Annotated in this window: 12 protein-coding genes; 6 read left to right on the top strand and 6 right to left on the bottom strand. The window is 70.8% G+C overall.

Annotation, left to right across the window (positions count from 1 at the left end):
- Positions 1-436 precede the first annotated feature (436 nt).
- The gene (locus AC0ZLC_RS27435) at positions 437-1,078 is read right to left on the bottom strand and encodes a DNA-3-methyladenine glycosylase (protein ID WP_476754644.1); all 642 of its coding nucleotides are present in this window, start codon (positions 1,076-1,078) and stop codon (positions 437-439) included.
- A gap of 166 nt (positions 1,079-1,244) precedes the next feature.
- Between AC0ZLC_RS27435 and AC0ZLC_RS27430 the strand changes: the two genes are divergently transcribed.
- Positions 1,245-2,030, top strand: coding sequence for a sporulation protein (locus tag AC0ZLC_RS27430; protein WP_476754643.1), 786 nt, complete (start codon positions 1,245-1,247; stop codon positions 2,028-2,030).
- 264 nt (positions 2,031-2,294) lie between these two features.
- Positions 2,295-2,801 carry an HNH endonuclease gene (locus AC0ZLC_RS27425; protein WP_358853448.1) on the top strand — a complete coding sequence of 169 codons (507 nt, stop codon included), beginning with the start codon at positions 2,295-2,297 and terminating at the stop codon, positions 2,799-2,801.
- A 57-nt stretch (positions 2,802-2,858) separates the two neighbouring features.
- Here the strand turns inward: AC0ZLC_RS27425 and AC0ZLC_RS27420 are convergent, their stop codons facing one another.
- The 3 genes from AC0ZLC_RS27420 to AC0ZLC_RS27410 form a co-directional block, all read right to left on the bottom strand.
- Complete coding sequence (locus AC0ZLC_RS27420) at positions 2,859-3,794, bottom strand: SPFH domain-containing protein (RefSeq protein WP_355787350.1); 936 nt, start codon at positions 3,792-3,794, stop codon at positions 2,859-2,861.
- 123 nt (positions 3,795-3,917) lie between these two features.
- Entirely contained in the window at positions 3,918-4,349 is a 432-nt protein-coding gene (locus tag AC0ZLC_RS27415; RefSeq protein WP_476754642.1) for an NfeD family protein, read from the bottom strand.
- Between the two features lie 93 nt (positions 4,350-4,442).
- Positions 4,443-5,234 carry an ABC transporter ATP-binding protein gene (locus AC0ZLC_RS27410; protein WP_476754641.1) on the bottom strand — a complete coding sequence of 264 codons (792 nt, stop codon included), beginning with the start codon at positions 5,232-5,234 and terminating at the stop codon, positions 4,443-4,445.
- 121 nt (positions 5,235-5,355) lie between these two features.
- Between AC0ZLC_RS27410 and AC0ZLC_RS27405 the strand changes: the two genes are divergently transcribed.
- Entirely contained in the window at positions 5,356-6,144 is a 789-nt protein-coding gene (locus AC0ZLC_RS27405; protein WP_476754640.1) for a hypothetical protein, read from the top strand.
- Positions 6,145-6,309: 165 nt separating this feature from the next.
- Here the strand turns inward: AC0ZLC_RS27405 and AC0ZLC_RS27400 are convergent, their stop codons facing one another.
- Entirely contained in the window at positions 6,310-6,951 is a 642-nt protein-coding gene (locus AC0ZLC_RS27400; protein WP_476754639.1) for a response regulator, read from the bottom strand.
- Positions 6,944-8,125, bottom strand: coding sequence for a GAF domain-containing sensor histidine kinase (locus AC0ZLC_RS27395; protein ID WP_476754638.1), 1,182 nt, complete (start codon positions 8,123-8,125; stop codon positions 6,944-6,946). Before AC0ZLC_RS27395 ends, AC0ZLC_RS27400 begins: the two co-directional genes overlap by 8 nt.
- Before the next feature lie 240 nt (positions 8,126-8,365).
- Here AC0ZLC_RS27395 and AC0ZLC_RS27390 point away from each other — a divergent pair, with 240 nt between their 5' ends.
- From AC0ZLC_RS27390 to AC0ZLC_RS27380, 3 genes are all read left to right on the top strand, one after another.
- On the top strand, positions 8,366-9,061 hold the full coding sequence (locus AC0ZLC_RS27390; protein WP_476754637.1) for an SDR family NAD(P)-dependent oxidoreductase: 696 nt from the start codon (positions 8,366-8,368) through the stop codon (positions 9,059-9,061).
- Positions 9,058-10,203, top strand: coding sequence for an S-adenosylmethionine:tRNA ribosyltransferase-isomerase (locus tag AC0ZLC_RS27385; RefSeq protein WP_476754636.1), 1,146 nt, complete (start codon positions 9,058-9,060; stop codon positions 10,201-10,203). Before AC0ZLC_RS27390 ends, AC0ZLC_RS27385 begins: the two co-directional genes overlap by 4 nt.
- A gap of 299 nt (positions 10,204-10,502) precedes the next feature.
- Positions 10,503-11,225: a transglycosylase SLT domain-containing protein gene (locus AC0ZLC_RS27380; RefSeq protein ID WP_358853442.1), complete on the top strand. Its 723-nt coding sequence runs from the start codon at positions 10,503-10,505 to the stop codon at positions 11,223-11,225.
- The last annotated feature ends 33 nt before the right edge of the window (positions 11,226-11,258 follow it).

Genomic DNA, 11,258 nt, shown 5'->3' with positions numbered 1-11,258 from the left:
CTCAAGGAACGGACGCTTCCTTTGTACTCACCCTCTCGGGCTTTCCTCCGGGCGCTTCCCTTCGGTCTTGCGTTTCCGACTCTATCAGACCGTTTCCGGCTCCGATTTCCTCGGTGCTTTCCAGGTTCCGGCTTTCGCGTTTCCCTTTCCGGCGGTTCCGACTCTACCAGATCCTTTCGGACCCGATTCCCTGTCGGCGGGATTGTCTTTGGCCTGAGGTTTATGCCTCGCGGGCCTTTCGACATTCACTACGTTAGCCGATTCCCCGTACAGCTCATAATCGAGCCGAGGAGTCAGAATTCGACATGCGGACATGGCGAATTCGACCCCGCTGAGGGGGAGTCGTAGGTAGTGGGTTGGCCGCTTCCGGCTGCTGGCTGAACGCAGTACCCGGGTCAAGCGGCTCGGGCCACATTACGGATCCCTGCGAGGCGAGTCAAGTTCGGCGGCGACGAGGCGTATGGGCCCGATAGGGGCTCACCGTCGGGTCGTTGGCGATCCAGAAGCGCCATGGGTGGACGCCGCCGTCGCCGGAGACTCCGGTGCGGGGACCGCTGAGTACCTGGTCGGGATGCACGGGAGTGCCGGCCAGCATGCGGAAGGGACCGCCCTCGGGCCCGCAGGCGTCCGCGCCGTCGAAGGTGCGGTCCACCCCGAGGGCCGTGGCCAGACGGGCGGGTCCTTTGGCCAGTTCTCGGTCGTTGCGGGCCGAGAGTCGGCGTTTGCGGGCGAGCTCGGCACCCTCCGTGACCTCACCGGCCCGCAGCAGGATCCCGCTCGCTCTGCCCTCGGGGCCGCAGACCAGGTTCATGCAGTGCCACATGCCGTAGGTGAAGTAGACGTACACATGACCGGGCGGGCCGAACATCACGTCGTTGCGGGCCGTGCGGCCGCGGTAGGCGTGGGAGCCGGGGTCATTGGGACCGTCGTAGGCCTCGACCTCGGTGAGGCGCAGTCCGATCGGGCCGTCCTCCGTGGTGCGCACGAGGGTGCGCCCGAGGAGGTCCGGAGCGACCTCCAGGACGGGGCGGTCGAAGAACTCCCGGGCGAGAGGCGTACGGTCAGGGGCCGCGATCATGGCGTACGAGCGTAGTCGAGAGCGGCTGCTCGTCGTCGGGGTGGTCAGGGAGCGTCCCCCTTGCAAGGGTGAGGACGCGGAACCGGCCGCGACCGGATCGCGTTTGTACGGATCAGGGATCCACACGCACACAGAACGTACAGGCGTTGCCTGGGGAGGAAGTGACATGGGGTTCAAGCGGCTGCTTGCGAGCATGGGAGCCGGCGGGGCTTCGGTCGAGACGGTGCTGACCGAGGTCAACACGGTTCCGGGCGGCGTCGTGCAGGGCGAGGTGCGGATCCAGGGCGGATCCGTGGACCAGGCCATCGAGGGTCTGTCGGTCGGCCTGCAGGCCAGGGTCGAGGTCGAGGGCCACGACGACCAGGAGCACAAGCAGGACATCGAGTTCACCAAGGTGCGGCTGGGCGGTGCCTTCGAGCTGAAGGCGGGCGCGGTGCACGCGGTCCCGTTCGGCCTGGAGATCCCCTGGGAGACGCCGGTCACGACGATCGACGGCCAGCCGCTGCGGGGGATGCACATCGGGGTGACCACGGAGCTGGAGATCGCGCGTGCCGTCGACTCGAGCGACCTGGACCCGATCAACGTGCACCCGCTGCCGGCCCAGCAGGCGATCCTGGACGCCTTCCTCCAGCTCGGTTTCCGCTTCAAGAGCGCCGACATGGAGCGCGGTCACATCCGCGGTACGCGGCAGAAGCTGCCGTTCTACCAGGAGATCGAGTTCTTCCCGCCGGCGCAGTACCGCGGGCTGAACCAGGTCGAGCTGAGCTTCGTCGCCGACGAGCGCGAGATGGACGTCGTCCTGGAGATGGACAAGAAGCCGGGCCTGTTCAGCGAGGGCAGCGACTCGTTCCGCGCCTTCAAGGTGGGCCTGAACGACTACCAGGGCACCGACTGGACCGCGTACCTGAACCAGTGGCTGTCGGAGGTCGGCAGCAAGCGCAGCTGGTTCTAGGCCCGACCGGGAAGCGGATTCCGGCACGAGCTGGTGTTCCGCTTCGCCGCGGCGGTCACTCGGCCGCCGGCGTCCGGTGCCGGCTCGGCGGTGAGCTCACGGCTCCCGTGCAAGACAGACGTTCCCCGGACGTTTGCCCGCCCCTGGTCTTGGAATTGATCAGGGGCGGGCATCTTTTTATTGCGTTGTCCATCTCGACGTGCCCGGCCAGAGTTGATCCAAGCCCGCCAGGGGGTGGGCCGGAGCGCATGGGAGGTGGGCTTGATGCGGGACACGCTGGTACTGAATGCGAGCTTTGAGCCGCTGTCGACGGTGACGTTGAACCGGGCCGTCGTTCTGGTGCTGCAGGACAAGGCCGTCGTCGAGCAGGCCCACCCCGAACTCCGTATGCGTGGGGCAGCGGTCGACATACCCGTGCCCCGGGTCATCAGGCTCTGCCGTTACGTACGGGTGCCGTTCCGAAGACAAGCGCCCTGGTCCCGCAGGGGTGTGCTGGTGCGGGACCGGCACCGGTGCGCGTACTGCGGCAGGCGGGCGACGACCGTGGACCACGTGGTGCCGCGGGCGCAGGGCGGCCAGGACTCCTGGCTGAACACCGTCGCGTCCTGCGCCGAGGACAATCACCGCAAAGCGGACCGTACGCCGGAGCAGGCGGGCATGCCGCTGCTGCGGCAGCCGTTCGAGCCGACGCCCGCGGACGCGATGCTGCTGACGCTCGGGCAGGACGACTTCCAGGCGCTGCCGGAGTGGCTGGCGCAGCCGGCCGCCTGAAGCCGCGCGTGACCGGGGCCCGCCTTCGTCGAAGGCGGGCCCCGGTCATGCGCTCCGTCAGTCCGTGACGGACGGCTTCTCGCGGCGCTCGGAGCCGCCGCCGCCCGAACCGCCGCCCATCGGGCCGAAGTTGCCCATGGCGCCGCTCAGGCCCTTGAGCGCGTCACCGATCTCGCTCGGCACGATCCAGAGCTTGTTGGCGTCGCCCTCGGCGATCTTCGGGAGCATCTGGAGGTACTGGTAGGCGAGGAGCTTCTGGTCCGCGTCTCCGGCGTGGATGGACTCGAAGACCGTACGGATGGCCTGGGCCTCGCCCTCCGCGCGCAGGGCGGCGGCCTTGGCCTCACCCTCGGCGCGCAGGATCGCGGACTGCTTCTCACCCTCGGCGGTGAGGATCTGCGACTGGCGGATGCCTTCGGCGGTGAGGATCGCGGCGCGCTTGTCGCGGTCGGCGCGCATCTGCTTCTCCATCGAGTCCTGGATGGAGGTGGGCGGCTCGATGGCCTTGAGCTCCACGCGGTTGACGCGGATGCCCCACTTGCCGGTGGCCTCGTCCAGGACCCCGCGCAGGGCCGCGTTGATCTCCTCGCGGGAGGTGAGGGTCCGTTCCAGGTCCATGCCACCGATGATGTTGCGCAGGGTGGTGACGGTGAGCTGCTCGATGGCCTGGATGTAACTGGCGACCTCGTAGGTGGCCGCGCGGGCGTCGGTGACCTGGTAGTAGATGACCGTGTCAATGTTGACCACCAGGTTGTCCTGGGTGATCACCGGCTGGGGCGGGAACGGCACGACCTGTTCGCGCAGGTCGATGCGGTTGCGGATGGTGTCGATGAACGGGACGACGATGTTGAGGCCCGCGTTCAGTGTCCGCGTGTAGCGGCCGAAGCGCTCGACGATGGCCGCGCTGGCCTGTGGGATGACCTGGATGGTCTTGATCAGGGCGATGAAGACCAACACCACCAGAATGATCAGGACGATGATGATCGGTTCCATCGATGCTCCCCGTACCCTTCGCCTCGGTAATTCCCTCAGATCTTACGGGTGTTGAAGATCTTGCTGGACGAGTCTGACAGACCGTCGTCTGCGACGTGGGGCGTTCGGTTCAGTCGTGCGTGGTCACATCACGATCGCCGTGGCGCCCTCGATGTCGACGACGTCGACCTGCTCCCCCGCCTCGTAGGTCTGTCCGGCGTCGAGGGAGCGCGCCGACCAGATCTCCCCGGCGAGCTTGATCCGGCCGCCCGAGCCGTCGACCCGTTCCAGCACGACGGCTGTCTTGCCGCGCAACGCGTCCACGCCGGTGGCGAGTTGGGGTCGCGTGGCCCGGTGCCGGGCCGCGATGGGGCGCACCACGGCGATGAGTGCGACCGATACGGCGACGAAGACGAGGACCTGGAGGACGACGTCGCCGCCGAGTCCCGCCGCGCCCGCTGCCGCGACAGCGCCCACGGCCAGCATGCCGAACTCCGGCATCGCCGTCACCACGAGCGGGATCCCGAGTCCGACGGCGGCGACCAGCCACCACACCCATGCGTCGATGTCGTTCACACGGTCATGGTAGGACCGCGCCGCACGGACGGACAGGGCGCACGATCACGTGTGCCCCCGCCGCGCCCGCCGCGGGGCCGCGTCGACCGGGCGTCAGGACAGCGGGAGGCCCTGTGCCGTCCAGCGCTCGCCGACCTGCTCGACGACGAGGGGCAGGCCGAAGCAGAGCGAGAGGTTGCGCGAGGTGAGTTCGAGCTCGAGCGGGCCGGCGGCCAGCACCTTGCCCTGGCGGATCATCAGCACGTGGGTGAAGCCGGGCGCGATCTCCTCGACATGGTGCGTGACCATGATCATGGAGGGGGCGATCGGGTCGCGGGCCAGGCGGCCGAGACGGCGCACGAGGTCCTCGCGGCCTCCGAGGTCGAGGCCCGCGGCGGGCTCGTCCAGGAGCAGCAGTTCGGGGTCGGTCATCAGGGCGCGCGCGATCAGGGTGCGCTTGCGCTCGCCTTCGGAGAGCGTCCCGAAGTCGCGGTCCAGGTAGTCGCTCATGCCGAGGCGGTCGAGGAACGCGCGGGCGCGCTGCTCGTCGATGTCCTCGTACTCCTCCTGCCAGCCGGCGGTCATGCCGTACGCGGCGGTGAGCACGGTCTGCAGGACGGTCTGGCGCTTGGGGAGCTTCTCCGCCATGGCGATGCCTGCCATGCCGATGCGCGGGCGCAGGTCGAAGACGTCGACCTTGCCGAGGGTCTCACCGAGGACGGTGGCGGTGCCCGAGCTGGGGAAGAGGTAGCTGGAGGCGACGTTCAGAAGGGTCGTCTTCCCGGCGCCGTTCGGGCCGAGGATGACCCAGCGCTCGCCTTCCTTGACCGACCAGGAGACCTGGTCCACCAGAGCCCGGCCCTCTCGGACCACGGATACGTCCTCAAGCTCCAGAACATCGCTCATCAGCGCGCTGTCTCCCATTGCAGTCTCGGCCGTCGCATACGTCTGTGGACGCAGCCCCCAGGGAAAACCTACGCCACCGGTCGGGCGGTCCAATCCATCGGTCGGTCCTTAGGGTGGGGGCATGCTCTCGGAACCACGCTCAGGACGCCTGGCCGCATGGGGAAACGCCCTTTTGGCCGGACTTGTTTCGCCGGACGACGCCGTGCTCGCCATCGTCGGCGGGGACGCCGTGCATCGCGTCGCGGGACTCCCCGGTGAGCCGGGGCCCGTCGGTCTCACGCTCGCCCTCGGGCGGCTGCGCGCGCTCGGGGTGACCGGGCTGCGGGTGGCGCTGCCCGCACCGGGGCATCCGCTGGGGCTGAGCGGGCCGCCGGAGTTCAACGCGCGGGCCCTCGACGCGGAGGAGGCGGTCGTCTGCCGGGGGGCCGGGCTCGGGCTGGTGCCTGAGGTGTACGAGGCGGGACCCGAGGGCGACGTCCACGTGGAGGTCGTCTGGCACTGCCTTCCCGTGCGGGAGGCGCCGCCCGCGGACGTACCGTCCCTCGGGGAGGCGGAGCGGGAACTGGCGGAGGCCCTGCGTGAGGCGACCGAGGTGCTGTCGCGGCTCGACGTGGCCGGGTCGGGGCCGGTGGCGGAGGCCGCGGTGGACGCGTACCGGGCTCGGGCCGAGCGGGGTCGTGAGGTGCTGGCGCCCGGGTACCCGCCGCGAGCGGTACGGGTGCTGGAGCTGGCCCAGCGGGTGGGGCTGCTGATTTCCGTCGCGTACGAGAACGGGCACGGCGGGGCGGTGAGCGCCTCGGAGATGGGGGCGCGGGCGGAGGCGCTGCGGCCGGTGGAGCGGACGGCTCGGCGGGCGCAGGTGGCCGCGTTCAACGCGTTCGTGGAGGAGCGGGAGCGGGGGGTTCGCTGAACTCGCGGGCAGCAGGAGGGCGTTGCCTTCGTCGGGCGCCGTCCGGGTGGGCCGCTCCCCCTTTGCCCCAGGCGCCCCACGTTGCTCCCCGGTGTCGGGGCGCGGTCGGCTGATCCGGCACCGGTCGGTGCCCGTCCGGGTGGGCACGCTCCCGTCCGAGTACCTTCAGCCCGCCGCCCCGTGCCGTACGGCCCACAGCGCGGCCTGCGTACGGTCGGCGAGGTCGAGCTTCATCAGGATGTTCGACACGTGGGTCTTGACGGTCTTCTCGGAGAGGACGAGCGCCCGGGCGATCTCCCGGTTGGAGCGGCCGTCGGCGATCAGACCGAGCACCTCGCGCTCCCGCTCGGTGAGCGAGCCGCCCCTCCCCTGCCCCGGACCGGCGTCCTCCTGGGACAGCAGGGCACCCGCGACCTCGGGCTGGAGCAGGATGTGTCCGGCGTGCACGGACCGGATGGCGCCGGCGAGCGCGTCGGGGTCGACGTCCTTGTACACGTACCCGGCGGCGCCGGCGCGCAGGGCGGGCACCACCGTGCGCTGCTCGGTGAAGCTGGTCACGATCAGCACGCGCGCGGGGTTGGCCAGCTCGCGCAGCCTGCGCAGCGCCTCGACGCCGTCCATCCCCGGCATCTTCACGTCCATGAGGACGACGTCCGGTTTCAGTTCCTCCGCGCGGGCGACTCCTTCGGCGCCGTCGGCGGCCTCGCCCACGACCTCGATGTCGTCCTGCACCTCGAGAAAGGTGCGCAGGCCCCGGCGGACCACTTGGTGGTCGTCGACCAGCAGCACCTTGATCGCGTCAGCCACCAGGGACCTCCATCTCTATCCGGGTGCCCTTTCCGGGCGCCGATTCCACGGTGAGTGTGCCGCCGACGCCGCTCGCCCGGTCCCGCATGGAGACGAGGCCGAGATGGCGTCCCGCGCTGCGGATCGCGTGGGGTTCGAAGCCGCCGCCGTCGTCGGCGACGGTGAGGACGGCGCCCGGTCCGCGCTTCGCGAGGGCCACGTCGACGCGGGCCGCTCCGGAGTGGCGCAGCGCGTTGTGAAGCGCCTCCTGGGCGACGCGCAGCAGGGCCTCCTCCTGGGCAGCGGGCAGGGCGCGTACTCCGCTGCTCTCGAAGGTCACGCGCGCCGCCTGGGCGCGGTCGAGCACCTGGATCTGGGTGCGCAAGGTGGCCACGAGACCGTCCTCGTCGAGGGCGGCGGGCCGCAGCTCCACGACGGCGGCGCGCAGTTCGTCGACGGCTTCCGCGGCGAGGGCGGCGACCTGCTGGAGCTCGCCCTTGGCCCGGGAGGGGTCGCGGTCGACGAGGGCCGCGGCGGCCTGGGCGGTGAGGCGCAGCGAGAAGAGTTTCTGGCTGACGGCGTCGTGCAGCTCGTGCGCGAGGCGGGAGCGCTCCTCGGCGATGGTGAGTTCCCGGCTGCGCTCGTAGAGCCGGGCGTTGGTCAGGGCGATCGCGGCGTGCTGGGCGAGGATCGTCAGGAGTTCCTCGTCCTCCTCGCTGAAGCGGCAGCGGCCGCCGTCGCCCTCCCCGGTGCCGGGGAGGGCGGGGCGCTCCTCGGAGCACCGCACCTTGTTGGCTAGGAAGAGGGCGCCGAGGACGTCGTCGCCGTCGCGGATCGGCAGGCCGAGGAAGTCCGACATCTCGGGGTGGGCCGCGGGCCAGCCCTCGAATCGGGGGTCCTTGCGCACGTCGGCGAGGCGCTCGGCGCGGGCCTCGTGCAGCATCGCGGCGAGGATGCCGTGCTGGCGCGGGAGCGGTCCGATGGCCTTCCACTGGGCGTCGCTGACACCGTCGACGACGAACTGGGCGAAGCCTCCGTGATCGTCCGGGACACCGAGGGCCGCGTACTCGGCGCCGAGCAGCTCGCGGGCCGAGGCGACGATCGTCTTGAGGACGTCACGCACCTCGAGGTGTCTGCTCATGGCCAGCAGCGCGGAGCTGACCGCGTACAGGCCGGACCTGGGGCCTTGGCTCATGACTTCACGGTACCGGCGGCCTGTGACAGTGCGTATCCGACCTGTGGTGGCGGTTGACCCGGCCGGTGGGCCTAGGACGCGGGACCCATGCCGGTGGACCTAGGGCGCGGGGCCCATGGGTCGGCCCTAGGACGAAGGGCCCCTGATCCCTGCGGCCTGCGTACGAGGCGGCGGGAGTGGTGCCGTCCCTACGTTGAGGACATCCGTCGGGAACGGCGGTGGGACGAGGGGACGGATGTCATGCCGGTGGCCATCATCACGGGGGCTTCGAAGGGGCTGGGGCGGGCGCTGGCCGCGGGTCTGGCGGAGCGCGGCTGGGATCTGGTGCTCGACGCCAGAACGGCGGGGGTGCTGGAGAGGACGGCGGCGGAGCTGTCCGCGTACGGGACGCGGGTCAGGGCGCTGCCCGGCGATGTGACGGACGCGGGGCACCGCGGGGAGCTGGTGGCCGCGGCGGCGGGACTCGGGGGTGTGGACCTCGTGGTGAACAACGCGAGCGCGCTGGGCGCCGAACCGCTCGTCCGCCTGGAGGATCTGTCGCCGGACGGGCTGCGGCGGGCGCTGGAGGTCAATGTGGTCGCGGCGCTGGGCCTGGTCCAGGAGGCGCTGCCCGGGTTGCGGGCGTCCGGTGCCGGTGCGGTGATCGGTGTCAGCTCGGACGCGGCCGTCGAGGCGTACGGGACGTGGGGCGGTTACGGGGCGTCCAAGGCGGCCCTGGACCAGCTGTCGGCGGTGCTGGGTGCGGAGGAGCCCGGGCTGCGGGTCTGGGCGGTGGACCCGGGGGACCTGGCGACGGACCTGTATGCGGCGGCGGTACCGGACGACGAGGAGGCGCGGCGGGATCCCGCGGCCGTGGTGCCGGCGTTCCTGCGGCTGCTGGACGAGCGTCCGGCGAGCGGCCGCTTCCGTGCCGCGGCCCTGCTGGAGGAGCGATGACGACGGCGACGGGGGTGCCCCCGTCGGGGCGCCGTCACGGGTGGCCGCGGGTTCCGGCGGAGTTGTCGGCGCGGGTACCGGCGGAGTTGTCGGCGCGGGTACCGGCCGAGCAGCGCGGTCCGGGTCTGGACCGGGACGCCGTCCGGCTGCTCGTGTCGCGGGGGACCTCGGTGTCGCACCACGACTTCGTGGACCTGCCCCGGCTGCTGCGGCCCGGCGATCTGCTGGTGGTCAACACCTCGCCCACGCTGGCGTCCGCCGTCGACGGGAGGGTGGGGCACGCGCGCGTGGTGGTGCATTTCTCCACCCGGGGTGATGACGGGCGGTGGGCCTTGGAGCTGCGGGAACCGGACGGGCGGGGCACCACGCGCCCGCGTGCGGGCGGGCCCGCGGGTACGGAGGTGCGGCTTCCCGGGGGTGTGCGGCTCGTGCTGGAGGAGCCGCTGGCCCCGGACGGTGCGCGGCTGTGGTGGTCGCGGGTGTCGGATCCGGACGTGCCGGGGTTGCTGCGGCGGCACGGGCGTCCCATCCGCTACTCGTACACGGAGCGGGATCAGCCGCTGTCGGCGTACCAGACGGTGTTCGCGCTGCCGTCCGCCGACGGTACGGGCAGTGCGGAGATGCCGAGCGCGGCGCGTCCCTTCACCGCGCGGCTGGTGGCGGAGCTGGTGAGCCGGGGGGTGCAGTTCGCGCCGGTCGCGCTGCACACGGGGGTGGCGTCGGCGGAGGTGCACGAGCCGCCGTATCCGGAGAGGTACGAGGTGCCGGAGGCCTCGGCGCGGCTGATCAACGCGGTACGGGCCGGGGAGGGACGGGTCGTCGCGGTCGGTACGACGGCCGTCCGGGCCGTGGAGTCCGCGGCGGGAGCGGACGGAGTGGTCCGGGGCGGGCACGGCTGGACGGATCTGGTGGTCACCCCGGAGCGGGGGGTGCGGGTGGTGGAGGGGCTCCTGACCGGGCTGCACGAGCCGGAGGCGTCGCATCTGCTGATGCTGGCGGCCGTCGCCGGGCGGGCCGCGGTCGAGCGCGGGTACGGCGAGGCGCTGCGGGGGCGCTATCTCTGGCACGAGTTCGGGGACATCCACCTCCTGCTGCCGGCGGAGGCCCCTCACACAGAGCATTGCGCCAGCAACCTGGGGTGAGACTGGCGTGGTGGCGGTGTGAGCCCGCGCATAGGGCACACATCACGTACGACCGGGCATAGGAGACAGGGGGGACCCACTTGAGCGGGGCAGACATGCCAGTCTGCCCCGTTTTGCCCCTCTGTGCTCCACTACCCGGCTTCGTACGTCACACCTTTGCCACAGGATTTTGCGGCCGCTAACAATGGCTCACGTCGCTCAACGCCGCGGGTTTCGCCCCGCGGCGTTCGTCCGGAAAAAACACTCTGTCCCTACGGACCGGGAGCGGCGTCCGCGCTATTCGAAGAGGTCCATCAGTCATGCCCAAGAAGTTCATCGCTCCGGTGCACAGTCCCCAGCTGACCAAGACCCACAAGCTTTCGTTCGCCGGTGTCGCGGCCCTCGGTGCCGCCGCCCTCGCGTTCACGGCCGTGCCGGCGAACTCGCAGACCACGACCACCGACGCCGCCGCGTCCACGTCCTCCGTGGCCTACAGCCAGGAGCAGATCAAGGACGTCAAGGCCAGCGTCACCGACCAGCTGGCGGGCGCCACGGTCAAGGCCGAGGCCGCGAAGAAGAAGGCTGCCGACGAGGCCGCCGCCAAGAAGAAGGCCGCCGAGCAGGCCGCTGCCAAGAAGAAGGCGGAAGAGGCGCGCAAGAAGCAGGCCGCCAGCCGCTCCGCGCAGCGCCCGCAGGTCAAGCCCGTCGCCGCCAAGACGTACGCGAACAACCTGGACGGCTGGATCCGGCAGTCGCTGGACATCATGAAGCAGAAGGGCATCCCGGGCAGCTACCACGGGCTGCACAAGAACATCATCCGTGAGTCCTCGGGCAACCCCAACGCCATCAACGACTGGGACATCAACGCCATCAACGGCATCCCGTCGAAGGGCCTGCTCCAGGTCATCCCGCCGACCTTCGCGGCGTACCACGTCCCGGGCACGTCGACGAACATCTACGACCCGGTCGCCAACATCACGGCCGCCGCCAACTACGCGGCCGACAAGTACGGCTCCATCGACAACGTCAACAGCGCCTACTGAGTCTCGCGAGTATCGCGCGGACCTCTGAGGGTC

The sequence above is a fragment of the Streptomyces sp. GLSS-08 genome (assembly GCF_056387915.1).
Note: the sequence above shows the minus strand (reverse complement) of the source record. Positions and strands in the feature narration are given on the sequence as shown.